The 18,779-nt window shown below is 70.6% G+C and carries 17 protein-coding genes; 3 read left to right on the plus strand and 14 right to left on the minus strand.

What is annotated here, in order from left to right; all coding sequences use genetic code 11:
- Position 1: 1 nt before the first annotated feature.
- The 12 genes from secD to pgsA form a co-directional block, all read right to left on the minus strand.
- Positions 2 to 1,771: a protein translocase subunit SecD gene (secD, locus tag ACWCO8_RS20435; protein WP_451033419.1), complete on the minus strand. Its 1,770-nt coding sequence runs from the start codon at positions 1,769 to 1,771 to the stop codon at positions 2 to 4.
- A 144-nt stretch (positions 1,772 to 1,915) separates the two neighbouring features.
- Positions 1,916 to 2,380, minus strand: a complete 465-nt coding sequence (gene yajC, locus ACWCO8_RS20440) for a preprotein translocase subunit YajC (protein WP_362004773.1) — start codon at positions 2,378 to 2,380, stop codon at positions 1,916 to 1,918.
- A gap of 176 nt (positions 2,381 to 2,556) precedes the next feature.
- Entirely contained in the window at positions 2,557 to 3,636 is a 1,080-nt protein-coding gene (ruvB, locus tag ACWCO8_RS20445) for a Holliday junction branch migration DNA helicase RuvB (protein ID WP_451033420.1), read from the minus strand.
- 170 nt (positions 3,637 to 3,806) lie between these two features.
- Positions 3,807 to 4,439 (minus strand): Holliday junction branch migration protein RuvA, encoded by a 633-nt coding sequence (ruvA, locus tag ACWCO8_RS20450; RefSeq protein WP_451033421.1) that lies wholly within the window; start codon positions 4,437 to 4,439, stop codon positions 3,807 to 3,809.
- Complete coding sequence (gene ruvC / locus ACWCO8_RS20455; RefSeq protein WP_451033422.1) at positions 4,436 to 4,969, minus strand: crossover junction endodeoxyribonuclease RuvC; 534 nt, start codon at positions 4,967 to 4,969, stop codon at positions 4,436 to 4,438. Before ruvC ends, ruvA begins: the two co-directional genes overlap by 4 nt.
- 171 nt (positions 4,970 to 5,140) lie before the next feature.
- Complete coding sequence (locus ACWCO8_RS20460; RefSeq protein ID WP_451033423.1) at positions 5,141 to 5,893, minus strand: YebC/PmpR family DNA-binding transcriptional regulator; 753 nt, start codon at positions 5,891 to 5,893, stop codon at positions 5,141 to 5,143.
- Positions 5,894 to 5,955: 62 nt separating this feature from the next.
- Positions 5,956 to 6,546 (minus strand): pyridoxal 5'-phosphate synthase glutaminase subunit PdxT, encoded by a 591-nt coding sequence (gene pdxT / locus ACWCO8_RS20465; RefSeq protein WP_362004760.1) that lies wholly within the window; start codon positions 6,544 to 6,546, stop codon positions 5,956 to 5,958.
- A gap of 6 nt (positions 6,547 to 6,552) precedes the next feature.
- Positions 6,553 to 7,524, minus strand: a complete 972-nt coding sequence (gene pdxS, locus ACWCO8_RS20470; RefSeq protein ID WP_362004757.1) for a pyridoxal 5'-phosphate synthase lyase subunit PdxS — start codon at positions 7,522 to 7,524, stop codon at positions 6,553 to 6,555.
- A gap of 74 nt (positions 7,525 to 7,598) precedes the next feature.
- Positions 7,599 to 8,141 (minus strand): hypothetical protein, encoded by a 543-nt coding sequence (locus ACWCO8_RS20475; protein ID WP_451033424.1) that lies wholly within the window; start codon positions 8,139 to 8,141, stop codon positions 7,599 to 7,601.
- A gap of 129 nt (positions 8,142 to 8,270) precedes the next feature.
- A complete protein-coding gene (locus ACWCO8_RS20480; protein WP_362004753.1) occupies positions 8,271 to 9,434 on the minus strand; it encodes a glycosyltransferase family 4 protein in 1,164 nt (387 codons plus the stop codon).
- On the minus strand, positions 9,431 to 10,399 hold the full coding sequence (locus ACWCO8_RS20485; protein ID WP_451033425.1) for a phosphatidylinositol mannoside acyltransferase: 969 nt from the start codon (positions 10,397 to 10,399) through the stop codon (positions 9,431 to 9,433). Before ACWCO8_RS20485 ends, ACWCO8_RS20480 begins: the two co-directional genes overlap by 4 nt.
- Positions 10,396 to 11,076 (minus strand): phosphatidylinositol phosphate synthase, encoded by a 681-nt coding sequence (gene pgsA, locus ACWCO8_RS20490; protein ID WP_362004747.1) that lies wholly within the window; start codon positions 11,074 to 11,076, stop codon positions 10,396 to 10,398. Before pgsA ends, ACWCO8_RS20485 begins: the two co-directional genes overlap by 4 nt.
- Before the next feature lie 252 nt (positions 11,077 to 11,328).
- On the opposite strand from pgsA, the gene ACWCO8_RS20495 reads away from it, so the two are divergent.
- Together ACWCO8_RS20495 and ACWCO8_RS20500 are read left to right on the plus strand one after the other, a co-directional pair.
- Complete coding sequence (locus ACWCO8_RS20495) at positions 11,329 to 13,536, plus strand: elongation factor G-like protein EF-G2 (RefSeq protein WP_362004744.1); 2,208 nt, start codon at positions 11,329 to 11,331, stop codon at positions 13,534 to 13,536.
- 251 nt (positions 13,537 to 13,787) lie between these two features.
- Entirely contained in the window at positions 13,788 to 15,446 is a 1,659-nt protein-coding gene (locus tag ACWCO8_RS20500; RefSeq protein ID WP_451033426.1) for a hypothetical protein, read from the plus strand.
- A gap of 10 nt (positions 15,447 to 15,456) precedes the next feature.
- On the opposite strand, the gene ACWCO8_RS20505 is transcribed toward ACWCO8_RS20500, so the two are convergent.
- On the minus strand, positions 15,457 to 16,029 hold the full coding sequence (locus ACWCO8_RS20505) for an HIT family protein (protein WP_451033427.1): 573 nt from the start codon (positions 16,027 to 16,029) through the stop codon (positions 15,457 to 15,459).
- Positions 16,030 to 16,095: 66 nt separating this feature from the next.
- Here ACWCO8_RS20505 and ACWCO8_RS20510 point away from each other — a divergent pair, with 66 nt between their 5' ends.
- Positions 16,096 to 16,773 carry a potassium channel family protein gene (locus tag ACWCO8_RS20510; protein ID WP_451033428.1) on the plus strand — a complete coding sequence of 226 codons (678 nt, stop codon included), beginning with the start codon at positions 16,096 to 16,098 and terminating at the stop codon, positions 16,771 to 16,773.
- 19 nt (positions 16,774 to 16,792) lie between these two features.
- Here ACWCO8_RS20510 and thrS read toward each other — a convergent pair whose 3' ends face one another.
- On the minus strand, positions 16,793 to 18,769 hold the full coding sequence (gene thrS, locus ACWCO8_RS20515) for a threonine--tRNA ligase (protein ID WP_451033429.1): 1,977 nt from the start codon (positions 18,767 to 18,769) through the stop codon (positions 16,793 to 16,795).
- Positions 18,770 to 18,779: the final 10 nt, after the last annotated feature.

The following is an 18,779-nucleotide window of genomic DNA, read 5'->3' on the forward strand; positions in this document are numbered from 1 at the left end:
CTCACGCCTCCTTCGGGTGGTCGACGGGGGCGTTGGCACGGCGGGTGCGGCGCAGCGGCGGCTTGGCGCCGAGGCGCTTCGGGTCGAGGCCGGACCAGGCGTGACCGCCGCCGTAGAACTTGGTCCGGGCGAGCAGCGTCATCAGCGGCTTGGTGAAGAGGAACACCACGACGACGTCGAGCAGGGTGGTCAGACCGAGCGTGAAGGCGAAGCCCTGGACCTTGCCGACGGTGACGACGAAGAGCACCGCGGCGGCGAGGAACGACACGAAGTCGGAGACCAGGATCGTACGCCGGGCACGCGGCCAGGCGCGCTCGACGGCCGGGCGCAGGTTGCGGCCCTCGCGGACCTCGTCGCGGATGCGTTCGAAGTAGACGATGAACGAGTCCGCGGTGATACCGATGGCGACGATGGCACCACAGACGGCCGGCAGGTTCAGCGCGAAGCCGATGGCCGGGCCGAGCAGGGCCATGAGCACGTACGTCAGGAGGGCCGAGACGCCGAGGCTGAGCAGGGCGATCAGGGACAGGCCGCGGTAGTAGACGACCAGGTACAGGACGACGAGAGCGAGGCCGATGGCGCCGGCGATCAGGCCGGCCTCCAGCTGCTCACCGCCGAGGGCGGCGGTGACGGTGTCGACGCTCTGGGTCTCGAAGGCGAGCGGCAGGGCGCCGTAGGACAGGATGTTGCCGAGGTCCTGGGCGGACTGCTGGTTGAAGCTGCCGGAGATCTCCGCGTTGGCGCTCAGCGTCGTCCGCACGGACGGGGCCGAGACGACCTCGCCGTCCAGGACGATCGCGAACTGGTTCTGCGGCTCCTGCTGCTGCGACAGCTTGCTGGTGATCTTCGAGAACTTCTTGGCGCCCTCGTCCGTGAACTCCATGTTCACGATCCACATGCCGCGCTGCTGGTCGAAGGTGCCCTGGGCGTCGTCGACGTCCTTGCCGTCCACCTCGGCCGGGCCGAGGATGTACTTCTCCCACTGGCCGATCGAGTTCTTGCCACAGGCGACGATGGAATCGCTCGGCTTGGTGCCCTGGGCGGCGGCGGCCCGCTGCTTCGGGTCGAGGCAGTTCAGGGTGGCGAACTTCTGCTCGAGGGCGGAGGTCGCGGGGTCGGCGCTCGGGGTGCCGGTGGGCTTCGGGGTCTCCGAACCCTTGGCGGAGCCGCTCGCGGTGGGCGTCGGGCTCGGGGCCTTCAGGGCCTCGGAGACCGCGCGGCCCTGGGTGGAGGCGCTCGCCGACGGCGTGGCCGACTTCCCGTCCTTGCCCTTGTCCGCGGTCGCGCCGGAAGCCGAGGGCTTCGGCGACGTGGAGGAGCTGGCGCTGGGCGCCGGCTGCTCGGCGGGCGCGGACGGCGCGTAGGTCACGACGGGCCGGAAAAAGAGCTGGGCGGTGGTGCCGACCTGCTCACGGGCCTGCTTCTCGTTCACACCCCGGGGGATGTTGACGATGATGTTCTCGCGGCCCTGCGTCTGGACCTCGGCCTCGGAGACACCCAGACCGTTGACACGGCGCTCGATGATGCCGACCGCGGTGTTCATGTTGGTCTCGTTGACGGCGTCTTCCTGGCCGGGGTCGGCCTTCGCCTTCAGCGTGATCGACGTACCACCGGCGAGGTCGATGCCCAGCCTCGGCGTGGTGTGGCCGGACCAGAACATACCGCCCGTGAGCGCGACCATGGCGATGATGATCAGAGCCAGGGCACGCCCCGGCCTGCTCTGGCCCCCCGGGCCCCCCGCCGGCCTTCGGCCCTTCTTCGGTGCTGCCACCTTGTCGTTTCTCCCTGTCCAACCGTCCCGCGCCGGGTGTGCGCAGTACGGCCACGATGTGTGTGTGGGGACCTGCCCCCGCAGACCTGCAACCGTGCCGGGGACCGCGGACGCCTGTGGGCGATCCGCGGTCCCCGGTCGCGACTACTTCGCCTCGGTCTCGCCGTCCGTCTTGCCGTCCTTCTTGACCTCGGCGTCGGCCTCGACGGCCTCGACCTTCTTGGTCAGGTCCGGCTTGGTGTCCTCGACGACCTCGGCCGGCTCCCCCGCCTCGGACTCGGTCAGCGAGGACGCGTCGTCCGGGACGACCGTCTCGGCGTCCGGCTCGTCGCCGTGGACGATGCGGTTGTACTCGTCGTCGGGGAGAACGGCGCCGATCGCGTTCTTGGCGTAGACGGCGTGGACGCCGGGCGCGACCTCGAGGAGGACGGTCTCGTCGGCGATCTCCTTGACGGTGGCGTACATCCCCCCGATCGTCCGCACACCGGTGCCGGGCTGCATCTCGTCGCGCATCTGCGCGGCCGCCTGCTGCTTCTTCTTCGCAGAGCGGGTCATCAGGAACATGGCCCCGATGAGGACGATGAAGGGGAGGAGGGTCACGATACTCACGGGACGGGTTTCCTTCGCACGGACGCGGAGAACCCGCGGCCTGATCTTCGGGGGTGGGCGCGCCGACCAGAAAGGTCGGCATCGGCGGAGTCTAGGCGAGTCCGCATCATTGGAACAACGTCCAGCATCGCACCGTGGTTCCTCGTCCGACCAGTCTCCGCGCCGTCACCGCGTCGTCACGCCCCGAAGAGCCCCTGTTGTCCGCTTCCTGGCGCGCCCGGGGCCGCTGCCTGCGGCGGAACCAGTCCGAGATGTGTCCATGCGGCGGGAGTGGCGACCCGACCACGGGGCGTACGGGCCAGGAGACCTTCGCGTACGAGGAAGGGCTCGGCGACCTCCTCGACGGTCTCCCGCTCCTCCCCCACGGCGACCGCGAGGGTCGACAGGCCGACGGGACCGCCGCCGAAGAGCTTGAGGAGGGCCTCCAGGACGCCGCGGTCGAGCCGGTCGAGGCCGCGGCTGTCCACCTCGTAGACGCCGAGCGCGGCGGCGGCGATGTCCTGGGTGATCACGCCGTCGGCCCTGACCTGGGCGTAGTCGCGGACGCGGCGCAGGAGGCGGTTGGCGATCCGGGGGGTGCCGCGGGAGCGGCCGGCGATCTCGGCGGCTCCGGCGGTGTCGATCTCGACGTCGAGGAGGCCGGCCGAGCGGTGGATGACGCGCTCCAGCTCGGAGGGGTCGTAGAACTCCATGTGGCCGGTGAATCCGAAGCGGTCCCGGAGCGGGGGCGGCAGGAGCCCGGCCCGGGTGGTGGCGCCGACCAGGGTGAAGGGCGGCAGCTCCAGGGGGATGGCGGTGGCGCCGGGGCCCTTGCCGACGATGACGTCGACGCGGAAGTCCTCCATCGCCATGTAGAGCATCTCCTCGGCGGGCCGGGACATCCGGTGGATCTCGTCGAGGAAGAGGATCTCTCCCTCCTGGAGGGAGGAGAGGATCGCGGCGAGGTCGCCGGCGTGCTGGATGGCGGGGCCGGAGGTGATCCGGATCGGGGCGTTCATCTCGGCCGCGATGATCATCGAGAGGGTGGTCTTGCCGAGGCCGGGGGCGCCGGAGAGCAGGACGTGGTCGGCGGTGGCGCCGCGCTGGCGGGCGGCCTTGAGGACGAGGTCGAGCTGCTGGCGGACCTTTTCCTGGCCGACGAACTCGTTGAGGTCCTTGGGGCGCAGCGCCGCCTCGACGGCCTGGTCGTCACCCTCGGCGGCCGCGGCGACGATGCGCTCGTCGGTGGGCGGTGCGGTGTCGTCGTCCCAGTTCACGTGGTCTGCCTTCGTGGTGGTGGTGCGGTGGTGGTGTGCGGGTGGGGGGCGCCTGCGGCGGGCCCTTTCCCCACCCCGCCCCTTCCCGAACCGGGGCTCCGCCCCAGACCCCGCGCCTCAAACGCCGGCGAGGCTGATTCCGGCGGGGTGGGGAAAGGTGCCCCGCAGGGTTATCTGGCGCGGTTCAGGGTCTGGAGGGCCGCTCGGAGGAGTTGGGGGACCGGGGGCGTGCCGCCCGCGGCGATGGCCGCTTCCGCCTGCGGGGTCACCGCCGCCACCGCGTCCTCCGCCTCGCGCGACGCGTAGCCGAGGCCGATCAGCGCCGCGGAGAGCTGCTCCGTCCACGGCGCCGGGCCGGAGGCCACCGCACGCTGGGCGCCGACGAGGCCGCTGGTGCCCAGCGGGGCGCCGAGCTTGTCCTTCAGTTCCAGGAGAAGCTTCTGCGCGCCCTTCTTCCCGATGCCCGGGACAGCGGTCAGCGCCTTCTCGTCACCCGTCGCGACGGCGAGCCGCAGCGCGTCCGGGCTGTGCACGCCGAGCATGGCCTGGGCGAGACGCGGACCGACACCGCTCGCGGTCTGGAGCAGTTCGAAGACCTGGCGTTCGTCGTCGTCGGCGAAGCCGTAGAGCGTCAGGGAGTCCTCCCTGACCACCAACGACGTGGCGAGCCTGGCCTCCTGACCGATCCTCAGCCCTGCGATGGTGTTCGGCGTGCACTGGACGGCCATGCCGACGCCACCGACCTCGACGACCGCGGTGGTGGGGGCGAGCGCGGCGACCGGGCCGCTGACGAAGGCGATCATGCGGAACGGCCTTTCGATGCGTGGTGTGCGGCGACCGCCTGCTGCAGGCGGTTCTGGGCCGGGGCCCGCCAGATGTGACAGATGGCGAGGGCGAGGGCGTCCGCCGCGTCGGCCGGTTTCGGCGGGGCGGAGAGCCTCAGCAGCCGGGTCACCATGGCGCCGACCTGGGCCTTGTCGGCCCGTCCGCTGCCGGTGACGGCGGCCTTGACCTCGCTGGGGGTGTGCAGGGCGACGGGGATGCCGCGGCGGGAGGCGCAGAGCATGGCGACCGCGCTGGCCTGGGCGGTGCCCATGACCGTACGGACGTTGTGCTGGCTGAACACCCGCTCCACGGCGACCAGTTCGGGCGAGAACCGGTCGAGCCACTCCTCGATGCCCCGCTCGATGGCGACGAGCCGCAGGCCGGTCTCCGCGTCCGCCGGGGTCCGTACGACACCGACGCCGAGCATGGTCAGCGGACGGCCGGCCACCCCCTCGACGACACCGACACCGCACCGGGTCAGCCCCGGGTCCACCCCGAGCACGCGCACCTGAGCCCCTCCCTGGACCGTACGTCGACCTGGCTGCGTCGACCTGGCCTCGTCGATCTGTATTCGTCAATCTGTTTGTGCAGGCTATCCGCTGGCACTGACAACGCCGCACAAACGGCGGCGGGCCGACGGGGGTGTGTCCCCGTCGGCCCGCCGTCCGAGCGATCGACCTCAGGCGTCGACCTTCTCCATGACCTCGTCGCTGACGTCGAAGTTGGCGAAGACGTTCTGCACGTCGTCGCTGTCCTCCAGTGCGTCGATCAGCTTGAAGATCTTGCGCGCGCCCTCCTCGTCCAGCTCGACCTGCATGGTCGGCAGGAAGTTGGAGTCCGCCGAGTCGTAGTCGATACCGGCCTCCTGGAGGGCGGTACGGACGGCGACCATGTCGGTGGCCTCGCTGATCACCTCGAAGCTCTCACCGAGGTCGTTGACCTCTTCGGCACCCGCGTCGAGGACGGCGCCGAGGACGTCGTCCTCGGTGAGCTCGCCCTTGGGCAGCACGATGACGCCCTTGCGGTTGAACAGGTACGAGACCGAGCCCGGGTCGGCCATGGAGCCGCCGTTGCGGGTCATGGCGACGCGGACGTCGGACGCGGCACGGTTGCGGTTGTCGGTGAGGCACTCGATGAGCACCGCGACACCGTTCGGGCCGTAGCCCTCGTACATGATCGTCTCGTAGTCGACGCCGCCGGCCTCGAGGCCGCCGCCGCGCTTGATCGCCGAGTCGATGTTCTTGTTCGGGACCGAGCTCTTCTTCGCCTTCTGCACGGCGTCGAAGAGGGTCGGGTTGCCTTCCAGGTCGGCGCCGCCGGTCCGGGCGGCGACCTCGATGTTCTTGATCAGCTTCGCGAAGAGCTTGCCGCGCTTGGCGTCGATCACGGCCTTCTTGTGCTTCGTCGTAGCCCATTTAGAGTGGCCGGACATCTGCCTGTCTCCTTCGCGTAACCAATTTCTGAACGAACCCCAGAGATCCTACCGGGACCTCGTCACACCGCGGCGCGCACCATGTCGACGAACAGGGCGTGGATGCGGTGGTCACCGGTGAGCTCCGGGTGGAACGAGGTCGCCAGGGCCCGGCCCTGTCGTACGGCGACGATGTGGCCCTCGTGCTCGGCGAGCACCTCGACCTCGGCACCGACGGACTCGACCCACGGGGCACGGATGAAGACGCCCTCGACGGGACCGTCCTCGATCCCCCGCACGGCGACGCCCGCCTCGAAGGACTCGTTCTGCCGCCCGAAGGCGTTGCGGCGGACGATCATGTCGATGCCGCCGAAGGTCTCCTGGCCCGAACGCGGGTCGAGGATCTTGTTCGCGAGCATGATCAGGCCGGCGCAGGTGCCGTAGACCGGCAGGCCGGCGGCGATGCGCTCGCGCAGCGGCTCCATCAGGCCGAAGAGATCGGCCAGCTTGGAGATGGTGGTGGACTCGCCGCCGGGTATGACGAGGCCGTCGACCTCGGCGAGCTCCTCGGGGCGCCGGACCGGCCTGGCCACGGCGTCAGCCGCGGCCAGGGCGATCAGGTGCTCCCGTACGTCGCCCTGGAGGGCCAGGACACCGATCACGGGATTGGTCATGAGTGATTACCAGCCGCGGTTGGCGTAGCGCTCGGACTCGGGGAGGGTGTCGCAGTTGATGCCGACCATGGCCTCGCCCAGGTTGCGGGAGGCGTCCGCGATGATCTTCGGGTCGTCGTAGAAGGTGGTGGCCTTCACGATGGCGGCGGCGCGCTTGGCCGGGTCGCCGGACTTGAAGATGCCGGAGCCGACGAAGACGCCCTCGGCGCCGAGCTGGCGCATCAGCGCGGCGTCGGCGGGGGTGGCGACACCACCGGCGGAGAAGAGGACCACCGGCAGCTTGCCCAGCTCGGAGACCTCCTTGACGAGCTCGTACGGGGCGCGCAGCTCCTTGGCGGCGGCGTACAGCTCGTTGTTGTCGAAGCCGCGCAGCTTGGCGATCTCGTTCTTGATCTGGCGCAGGTGGCGGACGGCCTCGACGACGTTGCCGGTGCCGGCCTCGCCCTTGGAGCGGATCATGGCCGCGCCCTCGGCGATGCGGCGCAGGGCCTCGCCCAGGTTGGTGGCGCCACAGACGAAGGGGGTCGTGAAGGCCCACTTGTCGGAGTGGTTGATCTCGTCGGCCGGGGTGAGGACCTCGGACTCGTCGATGTAGTCGACACCGAGGGACTGCAGGACCTGGGCCTCGACGAAGTGGCCGATGCGGGACTTGGCCATGACGGGGATGGAGACCGCGCCGATGATCTCCTCGATCATGTTCGGGTCGGACATCCGGGCCACGCCGCCGTCCTTGCGGATGTCGGCGGGGACCCGCTCCAGGGCCATGACGGCCACGGCGCCGGCGTCCTCGGCGATCTTCGCCTGCTCGGCGTTGACCACGTCCATGATCACGCCGCCCTTGAGCTGCTCGGCCATGCCGCGCTTGACGCGCGAGGTGCCGATCGCCGAGGAATCTGCAGACTGGGTGCTGTTGGGAAGCGTGGTGGACACGGGGACCTCACTCGTGAAAGCGGTGCTGAGACAAGAGTGAGGAAACATTCCTCCACCAGTCCACATCAAGGGCCAATGTGGAGCCGGTGGATCGTTTTCGTTGTTTTCGCAGGTGACGGGGGTCAGGTCGGGCGATCGGCAAGGGCGACGGGCGGTTCGTCGTCCATTTCGAAGGCCAGCGGGAAAGGGGCGTGGCCCGCGAGCCGGAACCAGCGCACCTTGCGGTGGCGGCGCAGCGCCCGCGCGGCGCGCACGGCGTCGTTGTGGAAGCGGCGGGCCATCGGTACGCGGCGTACGGCCGCCGCGAGTTCGCCCGCCGCCTCCTCGCCGCCCGGGGCCTCCCGTACCGCCTCGACCTGCTCGGGCTCGCCGAACACGGCGCGCAGCGCCTGGCTCAGCTCGCTCTCCGCGACCTCACGGTGATCCTCCTCGGCCTGCCGGGCGGCGTGGGCGGCCTCGTAGAGCACGATCGAGGCGGCCGGGTCGAGCACGCCGGACGTGGCCAGCTCCTGGGCGACCGAGGCGCGGCGCAGCAGCTGGGCGTCGAGGGCGGCGCGCGCCGCGTCGATCCGCGCGTGCAGCCGGTCGAGGCGGCCGGCGGTCCAGCTGAGGTACATGCCGATCGCGATCAGCGCGACGACGGTCCAGATCAGGGTTTGGGTCACGGGCGCACAGGCTACCGGGGCGGCGGTGACGACCGGGATTGGCACCGGTTGTGGGCATCTGTTCCGGCGGGTGGAGCAGGCCAGTGGGTGTCTGCTGGAACAGACACCCACAGGCCGCGCCAAGGGCACCTAGTCCCGCGACGCCAGTCCCAACCGCGCCCGCAGGCCCACGCGTTCGTCCGTCGCGACCGAGGCCGCGCCGTCCGTCACCGTCTCGTAGACCGCGAGGATGTCCGCGCCCACCGTCGACCAGTCGAAGCGCCGTACGTGCGCGCTGCCGCGCTTGCGCAGTTCCTTGCGCCGGGCCTCGTCCCCGAGCAGCCGGATCGCCGCGTCCGCCAGGGCGTCCGCGTCCTCGTTGGCGAAGAGTTCGCCCGCCGCGCCCTGGTCGAGGACCTGCGCGAAGGCGTCCAGGTCCGAGGCGAGGACCGGCGCTCCCGCCGACAGCGCCTCGACCAGGATGATCCCGAAGCTCTCGCCGCCGGTGTTCGGCGCCACGTACACGTCGACGCTGCGCAGCAGCCGCGCCTTGTCCTCGTCGCTGACCATCCCGAGGAACTGGACCCGCTCCCGCATCTCGCGCGGCAGCGAGGCCACCGCCTCCACCTCGTCCCCGCGCCCGGCGACCAGGAGCCGTGCCCCGGGCCGTTCCGCGAAGATCTTCGGGAGCGCCTTGACCAGGACCGGGAGGCCCTTCCTCGGCTCGTCGATCCGGCCGATGAAGCCCAGGGTCTCGCCCTGCCACTCCTCCTTCGGCTCGGCCCGCGCGAAGAAGTCGACGTCGACGCCGTTGGGGATGACGACCGCGTCGCCGCCGAGGTGCTCGACCAGGGTCCGCCGCGCGTACTCGCTCACCGCGATCCGCGCGCTGATCTTCTCGAGCGCGGGCTGAAGGATCGGGTACGCGGCGATCATCGCCCGCGAGCGCGGGTTCGACGTGTGGAAGGTGGCGACGATCGGCCCCTGCGCCGCCCAGCAGCTCAGCAGGCCGAGCGAGGGCGAGGCCGGCTCGTGGATGTGGATGACGTCGAAGGTGCCGTCGTGCAGCCAGCGCCGTACCCGCGCCGCCGACAGGAAGCCGAAGTTCAGCCGCGCCACCGAGCCGTTGTACGGCACCGGTACGGCGCGCCCCGCCGAGACGACGTACGGCGGCAGCGGTGTCTCGTCGTCGGCGGGGGCGAGCACCGAGACCTCGTGGCCGAGCCTGATCAGGTGCTCGGCGAGGTCCCGGATGTGGAACTGGACGCCACCCGGCACGTCCCACGAGTACGGACAGACGATGCCGATCTTCATGGCCGTCGCTCCTCGTCGAGCGGCGGGCGCTCCTCGCCGCCCGTTGGGCGCTCCGCGTCGAGCGGCGGGCGCTCCTCCAGGTCCTTCAGCCACAGCCGCTGCAGCATGTGCCAGTCCTCCGGGTGGTCCGCGATGCCGGTGGCGAAGGCGTCGGCCAGCGCCTGTGTCATCACAGACGTCTTCTCGGCCCGCGTACCTGACTCGGGTACGTCGACGGGCGGATGGATCCGCCCCTTCATGACCGGCGTCTCGTCGTACCAGAGCGTCACCGGCAGCAGCAGCGCGCCCGTCTGCTGGGCGAGCAGCGCCGGGCCCGCCGGCATCCGTGCCGTCTCCCCGAAGAAGGTGACCTCGGTGCCCGAGGCCGACAGGTCGCGGTCGGCGACCAGGCAGATCAGGCCGCCGTCCCGCAGCCGCCGCGCCAGCGTCCCGAAGGCGGAGCCCCCGGAGTGCGGCAGGACCTCCATGCCCAGCGACTCGCGGTAGGCGACGAACCGGTCGTACAGCGTCTCCGGCTTGAGCCGCTCCGCGACCGTCGTGAACGGCACGCCGAGCGAGCGGGTCACCCACACGCCGGCGAGGTCCCAGTTGGCCAGGTGGGGCAGGGCGAGTATGACGCCACGCCCCGCGGCGAGGCCGTCCTCGAGGTAGTGGACGCCCTTGATGTCGATGCCGCTGTCGACCCGTTCCTTGCTCCACGTCGGCAGCCGGAAGGACTCCATCCAGTACCGCATGTACGAGCGCATGCCGGCCTGCGACAGCTCCGCGAGGCGCGCGGGCGTGGCGTCGGGCACCACGCGCGCGAGGTTCGACTCGAGCCGCAGCACGCTCTTGCCGCGCCGCCTCCAGGCGGTGTCGGCGATCCGCCGACCCAGCCCGGCGGCCACCGGCTCCGGCAGCTTCTTCACGGTCGCCCAGCCGAGCCCGTACAGGGAATCGGTCAACCGGTCCTTCATCCCGCTCATGACGTCGCCTCGTTCCCCCGCGCACCGGGCGCGTCCGTGACGGCGGCCGCGTCGGCCTCCGCCGACTCCCGCCGTACGGTGACCACCCGCTGGCCGAGGGTCACCGCGCTGCCCACGGCCACGATCCACAGCGCGATCGGCAGCAGGACGTCCACGCCGGGCACGCCGAAGGCGTGGAGTCCGGCGAGGCCCGCGGCGACCAGCGAGATCACGAGCCGCTCGGCCCGTTCCACCAGGCCGTTCACGGCGACCGGCAGGCCGATCGATTCTCCGCGCGCCTTGGTGTACGAGACGACCTGACCGCTGGCCAGGCAGAAGATGGAGACCGCGCACAGCACGTTGTCGTTGCCGGTACCCGCGTACCAGAGCGCGAAGCCCCCGAAGATGGCGCCGTCGGCGACCCGGTCGAGGGTCGAGTCGAGGAACGCGCCCCAGCGGCTGGAGATCCCCGCCTGCCGGGCCATGTTGCCGTCGACCAGGTCGGAGAAGACGAAGACGGTGATGACGATCGTGCCCCAGAAGAACTCTCCCCTGGGGAAGAAGACCAGGGCTCCCGCCATCACTCCGGCCGTGCCGATGAGCGTGACCGCGTCGGGGCTCACGCCCCGGCGGAGCAGAAACGCGGCGAACGGTGTGAGGACACGCGTAAAAAAGGCACGCGCGTACTTGTTCAGCATGGCCTTCCCGAGGTTCGGTGGGCCGCGCGGCCCCTACGACCACCGGCCCGCCCATCGTAGCCAGCGCGGCTCCCGCCGGACCGCCGGGCACCCGCCGGTCGCGTCGCGTACGACGTATGGACGCACCATGACGTCGGTGCAAAGCTCGAAGGACAACCGCGGGCACCTCCGGAGCTGCCCAGCGTCTCCCCCTGCGCCCGCGCCCCGCCTCACCGTGCGAGCGAGCGGTGCAAGCGATCGGGAGGACCCATCATGGGCGACAAGGCGAACGCACACTCCGGGGCCGCCGGCAGGGCTCCGACGGCCGACCGGCCCTCGGCCGTACGGAACGTGGTGCTGGTCGGCCACAGCGGATCGGGTAAGACGACCCTCGTCGAGGCGCTCGCGCTGACCGCGGGGGCGGTCAACCGGGCGGGGCGGGTCGAGGACGGCGGAACGATCTCGGACCACGACGAGATCGAGCACCGCCAGCAACGTTCCGTACAGCTCTCGCTCGTCCCTCTCGAATGGGGCGGGTGCAAGATCAATCTCCTCGACACACCGGGATACGCCGACTTCGTCGGGGAGCTGAGGGCCGGTCTGCGCGCGGCGGACGCGGCCCTCTTCGTCGTCTCGGCCGCCCAGGAGGCCGAGGCGATCGCCGGGTCGACCCGCATGGTGTGGGAGGAGTGCGCGGCCGTCGGCATGCCCCGCGCGATCGTCGTCACGCATCTGGAGACCGCGCGCACCGGCTTCGACGAGCTGACCGCCGTCTGCTCCGAGGTCCTCGGCGGGGACGACCCCGACGCCGTACTCCCCCTGTACCTGCCGCTGTACGGAGCCGAGGCGCCGGACGGGCACGCGCCGACCACCGGTCTGGTCGGGCTGCTCTCGGAGCGGATCTTCGACTACTCCTCGGGCGAGCGGCAGGAGAGTCCGCCGGACGACACCCAGCGGCCGCTGATCGCCGAGGCCCGCAACCGGCTCATCGAGGGGATCATCGCCGAGAGCGAGGACGAGACCCTCATGGACCGCTATCTCGGCGGCGAGGAGATCGACATCAAGTCGCTGATCGACGACCTGGAGAAGGCCGTCGCACGGGGCACCTTCCATCCGGTGCTCGCCGCTGCGCCCGCCTCGGACGGGGCGAAGCAGGGGCTCGGCACCGTCGAGCTGCTGGAGCTGATCACCGGCGGCTTCCCGACCCCGCTGGAGCGCGAGGCCCCGGCCGTGACCACACCGGACGGCATCCCGAGGCCCGCGGTCACCTGCGACCCCGACGGGCCGCTGGTCGCCGAGGTCGTCAAGACCGCCTCCGACCCGTACGTCGGCCGGATCTCGCTGGTACGGGTCTTCTCCGGCACCCTGCGTCCGGACGAGACGGTCCATGTGTCGGGGCACGGCCTCGCCGACCGGGGCCACGAGGACCACGACGTCGACGAGCGGGTCGGTGCGCTGACCTCCCCCTTCGGCAAGCAGCAGCGCCAGCTGGGGCAGTGCATCGCGGGCGACCTCGCGTGCGTGGCCAAGCTGGGGCGCGCGGAGACCGGTGACACGCTCTCCGGCAAGGACGATCCGCTCCTGATGGAACCCTGGACGATGCCCGATCCGCTGCTGCCGCTCGCGATCGAGGCGCACAGCAAGGCCGACGAGGACCGGCTCTCGCAGGGGCTCGCCCGGCTCGTCGCCGAGGACCCGACCATGCGCCTCGAACAGAACCAGGACACCCACCAGGTGGTCCTGTGGTGCCTGGGCGAGGCGCACATGGACGTGGCTCTGGAGCGGCTGCGCAGCCGGTACGGGGTCCGGGTCGACGCCGTTCCGCACAAGGTCGCCCTCCGGGAGACCTTCGGCGGGCCGTCGGCGGGGCGGGGCAGGCACGTCAAACAGTCCGGTGGCCACGGTCAGTACGCGATCTGCGAGATCGACGTCGAGCCGCTGCCCGCGGGCAGCGGGATCGAGTTCGTCGACAAGGTGGTCGGAGGGGCGGTTCCGCGCCAGTTCATCCCGTCGGTCGAGAAGGGCGTCCGGGCGCAGGCCGCGCGCGGGGTCGCGGCCGGTCATCCGCTGGTCGACGTACGGATCACGCTGCGGGACGGCAAGGCGCATTCGGTCGACTCCTCCGACGCCGCCTTCCAGACCGCCGGCGCCCTGGCGCTGCGCGAGGCGGCGGCCGAGGCGAGCATCCGGCTCCTGGAGCCGGTCACCGAGGTGCGGGTGCTCGTCCCCGACGAGTACGTGGGGCCGGTGATGAGCGACCTGTCCGGCCGGCGCGGCCGCGTCGTCGGCACCGAACAGGCGGGCCCCGGGCGGACGTTGGTGCGCGCGGAGGTGCCCGAGATCGAGATCGGCCGGTACGCGGTCGACCTCCGCCAGATCTCGCACGGCACCGGCCGCTTCGACCGCTCGTACGCCCGTCACGAACCGATGCCGCCCCAACTCGCGGAGAAGATCCGCGAACAGGCGGAGAAGGGCTCCTGAGGGCTCGTAAGAACTCCTGAGGGTTCATGCTCCTGAGAGCGCGTAAGCACTCCTGAGGACTCCTGGGAGCCTCCGCCGACGACCGAATGCCGCCCGTCCAACTCCCCTCCGGCGGGCGGCATTCGGCCGACCCGTGACGCATCCGTCGGTACCCGGCTACGCTGTGGTGCCCAGCTCAGCAGGTGTGCGGGGCGCGGTAGTCGGGAACAGGCCGCAGAGGAAGACGCGGTGAACCACGCGGGCACGCGGCGATGGGGGCATCAGTGACGATCGGCAGTTTCGGACCCGGGGCGCAGATTCCCCTGCAGGGCTCGGACGGACAGACGGCGGCGACCCATGCCCTGGCCTCCGCCGCGTACCGCGACAGCCCGGTGGAAGCGATCCTGGACGCCAACAACGACTGGCACAAGTCCAAGGTCACCGACGGTAAATGGGCCAAGCTCTTCCGGCCGGACCTCGGCGAGGCCTTCTCGCGCGCGGTCCAGGTGCGGATGCTCGGCGGTGCCCGCAAGGCGCTCATCCAGTCCTTCGGCACCGACCCGCAGCCCGTGGTCGAGCACTGTCTGGCCGCCACCGGCATCCGCAAGCGGCGGGACGTCAAACTGACCCTGGTCACCTTCGTCTTCGGTGTCCTGTTCCTGCCCGGACTGCTGCTCTGGCTCGGCGTGATCCAGCTGCGCCGGCTGGTCGCCGGCTCGGAGAACAAGCGCACGAGCGCGGTGGGCACGGTGATCCTGGTCGTCGCGGGCCTGCTCGCGGTCCTCGTCCTGATCAAGCTGCCGATCACCGGCGTCCTGTCGATCTACCTCCGCGCGATGGTCGTCGCCCCGGTCGTCGGCTGGTTCCTCGCCAAGCGGATCTGCGAGTCCACCGCCGTCGACCTGCGGGAGCGCTGGACGGCTCTGCTGAGCGGCGGCGGCATCGGCGCCAAGATCCCCGAGGCGGTCCCCGGGGACCCGGGCGAGAAGTCCGCCGAGGAGCTGCGGCAGAACCTGGAGAAGCTCTCCGCCGAGCAGCAGTCCAACATCGTCTTCTACGCGGGCCCCAAGGGAATACTGGGCATGGGCACCCGCTGGGGCAGCTGGACGCTCGCCGAGGAGCTGATCCCCAAGGACGGCCGCGAGATCCACGACTTCCGCGCCTGGGACGTCGTACGGAAGATCCACGACAAGCTCACGATGCTGGAGCGGGGCTCCCTGAAGACCGGCTTCCCCAAGCCGACCGTCAAGCACTGGATCGTCTCCCCGGTCGGCGAGGGCGCCGAGGAGGTCGCCCGGCCCGACGGCGACAACATCGTGCACTTCCAGGTCAAGCCGCACGAGATACAGCGCATCTGCAACGACCAGCAGTTCGGCGCGGGCAACCGGCACTACCTCGGGGTGCAGTTCACGCTCTGGGACGGGCAGCTCGTACTGACGATGATGATCACGGTGACGTCGCTGCACCACACGCTGCGCGTGGAGGTCACAGGGCACGCGCTCGGCCCGGTCCACTCGCTCTTCACCTCCAAGCCGGCGGCGAAGACCAAGGACGTGTCCAAGACGGTCAAGTTCTGGGAGACGCGGACGGTCCAGCTGCCGCTCCTGGAGACGGACGAGATCGTCCGCAAGGCCGTCCGGGCCCCGCTGACCTGGTTCCCGCCGATCCTGGACTTCCTCGGCGGCAAGCTGGTCCTGCCCGAGCCCTTCGGGCTGCGGCACGCCTGGGCCGCGGCGCCCTGGCGGCACCGCTTCATGGCCGACGACGCGATCCGCGCCGCGACGCCGGTGATGCGCGCGGTCCACGCGGCGACCATCGCGGTACTGGACGACCACGGCGTGGACACGGAGCGCTTCACCAACCGCTCGTTGATACTGAGCGGCGCCGTTCAGGACCCGGGCACGAAGAAGGCAGACGTCTACGACGCCTGACGGCCGGTCACTACGCCAGTTCGGACGTGGCCGGCCAGGCGGCGGCGAGCATCGCGCGGGTGTCGGCGAGGAGCTGCGGCAGCACCTTGGTGTGGCCGACGACCGGCATGAAGTTGGTGTCGCCGCCCCAGCGCGGAACGATGTGCTGGTGCAGGTGGGCGGCGATGCCGGCGCCCGCCACCGCGCCCTGGTTCATGCCGATGTTGAAGCCGTGCGCGCCGGACGCGGTCCGCAGCGCGATCATCGCCCGCTTGGTGAACTCGCCCAGCTCGGCGGTCTCCGGCGCGTCCAGGTCCGTGTAGTCGGCGACGTGCCGGTACGGGACCACCATCAGGTGGCCGCCGTTGTACGGGTAGAGGTTGAGCACCGCGTAGACGCTGTCGCCGCGCGCGATCACGAGCCCGTCCTCGTCCGACTTCGACGGGATCACGCAGAACGGACAGCCGTCCTCGGCCCCCGGCCCGGTCGGCTTGTTCTCGCCCTGGATGTACGCCATCCGGTGAGGTGTCCACAGGCGCTGGAACGCGTCCGGCTGCCCCACTCCGATCTGCTGCTCCGGCTCAGTCGTCATGCTGTGCAGCATATGGCTTCGCCCATTCGGAACGTGTCGCCGGGGCTTCGATCACTCCGTCCCGGAGATGCTGATCGGATGAACGAGAGCCAGGACAGGCAGACCCGCTGGGACCGCCGGATGGAGACACCGCTCGCGGTGGCATCCCTGGTCTACCTCGCCGGTTACGCGGTGCAGGTGCTGGCCCCCGGCCTCGACCCGGTCTGGCGGGACCTCTGCCTCGCGGTGACCCTGGGCGCCTGGGGGGTGTTCATCGTCGACTACCTGGTCCGGCTCAGGCTCAGCGGCCTCGGCACGCTGCGTTTCGTCCGCACCCACCTCCTGGGCACGGTGATCCTGCTGCTGCCGCTGCTGCGGCCGCTGCAGATGGTGCGGATCTACGAGCAGATCCAGCGCCGCCAGGACAAGCCGCGGCTGACCCTCTACGCCCGGGTCATGGCCTACTCCAGCCTCACGGTCGCCCTGCTCGGCTTCGCGGGCGCGCTGGCCGTCCTCCAGCACGAGCGCGGCGCGCCGGGCGCGACGATCCACACCTTCGGCGACTCGGTCTGGTGGGCCGCGGAGACGCTGACGACGGTGGGGTACGGGGACGTGACCCCGGTGACCCCGACGGGTCGGGTCATCGCGGTGGGCATGATGGCGTGCGGGGTCGCGCTGCTGGGGGCCGTGACGGGCTCGTTCTCGTCCTGGCTGATCCAGACGTTCACGCGGGAGGACGAGAAGGGGCCTCCGGGGGATTCCCCGAAGGCCCCTTGAGGGCTCGGCGCTCGGTCGGTCAGACCTGGACGCGCTCCTCGACGACCTTGGCGATCTTGGCGATGGCCTCGTCGACGGGGATGCCGTTCTCCTGCGAACCGTCGCGGTAGCGGAAGGAGACGGCGCCGTTGGCCATGTCCTCGTCACCCGCGATGATCATGAACGGGACCTTCTGCTTCTGCGCGTTGCGGATCTTCTTCTGCATCCGGTCCGAGGACGCGTCGACGTCCACCCGCAGCCCCTGCTTCTTCGCCTTGGCGGCGAAGTCCTGCAGGTACGGGATGTGGGCGTCGCCGATCGGGATGCCGGTCGCCTGGACGGGGGCCAGCCACGGCGGCATGGCGCCCGCGTAGTGCTCCAGGAGGACGGCGAAGAAGCGCTCGATGGAGCCGAACAGCGCGCGGTGGATCATGACCGGCCGCTGCTTGGTGCCGTCGGGGCCGGTGTACTCCAGGTCGAAGCGCTCCGGCAGGTTGAAGTCCAGCTGCACGGTCGACATCTGCCAGGTACGGCCGATGGCGTCGCGCGCCTGCACGGAGATCTTCGGGCCGTAGAACGCGGCGCCGCCCGGGTCGGGGGTGAGCGGGAGGCCCTGCTTCTCGGCGACCTCCTGGAGGACGGCGGTCGCCTCCTCCCAGACCTCGTCCGAGCCGACGAACTTCTCCGGGTCCTTGGTGGACAGCTCCAGGTAGAAGTCGGTCAGACCGTAGTCGCGCAGCAGGTTGAGGACGAAGGTGAGGGTCTTGTCCAGCTCCTCCGCCATCTGCTCGCGGGTGCAGTAGATGTGCGCGTCGTCCTGGGTGAAGCCCCGGGCGCGGGTCAGGCCGTGCACGACGCCGGACTTCTCGTACCGGTACACGGTGCCGAACTCGAACAGGCGCAGCGGCAGTTCACGGTACGAACGCCCGCGCGCGTCGAAGATCAGGTTGTGCATCGGGCAGTTCATGGGCTTGAGGTAGTAGTCCACGCCCTCGTCGAGCTGCATGGGGGGGTACATGCCCTCGGCGTACCAGTCGAGGTGACCCGACTTCTCGAACAGCTTGCCCTTGGTGGCGTGCGGCGAGTAGACGAACTCGTAGCCCTCCTCCTCGTGCCGCTTGCGCGAGTAGTCCTCCATGACCCGGCGGATGATGCCGCCCTTGGGGTGGAAGACCGCGAGGCCGGAGCCGATCTCGTCCGGGACGGAGAAGAGGTCGAGCTCGTTGCCGAGCTTGCGGTGGTCGCGCTTCTCCGCCTCGGCGAGGAAGTCGAGGTGCGCCTTCAGCTCGTCCTTCGACGGCCAGGCGGTGCCGTAGATGCGCTGGAGCATCGGGTTCTTCTCGCTGCCGCGCCAGTAGGCGGCCGCGTTGCGCATCAGCTTGAACGCCGGGATGTTCCGGGTGGTGGGCAGGTGGGGGCCTCGGCAGAGGTCCTTCCAGCACAGGTCGCCGGTCTTGGCGTCGAGGTTGTCGTAGATGGTCAGCTCGCCGCCGCCCACCTCGACGTTGGCGCCGTCGTCGGTCGACGCGGAGCCCTTGATGCCGATGAGCTCCAGCTTGTACGGCTCGTCAGCGAGCTCCTCGCGGGCGGCCTCGTCGGTGACCACGCGGCGGGAGAAGCGCTGACCCCGCTTCTGGATCTCCTGCATCTTCTTCTCGATGGCCTTGAGGTCCTCGGGGGTGAACGGCTTCTCGACGTCGAAGTCGTAGTAGAAGCCGTCACGGACCGGCGGGCCGATGCCGAGCTTGGCCTCGGGGAAGAGCTCCTGCACGGCCTGGGCCATGACGTGCGCGGTGGAGTGGCGCAGGATGTCGAGACCGTCCGGGGAGGAGATCTCGACGGGCTCGACCACATCGCCCTCGGCGACGACGTAGGTGAGGTCCTTCAGCTCACCGCCGACGCGGGCGGCGATCACGGACCGGTCGTCGGCGAACAGCGCGCCGGCGGTGGTGCCCGCGCTCACCGCCCGATCCTCGGCTCCTGAGGCGGACTGGACGGTCACACGGACATCAGACACGGATGCTCTT

It is taken from the genome of Streptomyces sp. NPDC001927 (genome assembly GCF_053594455.1).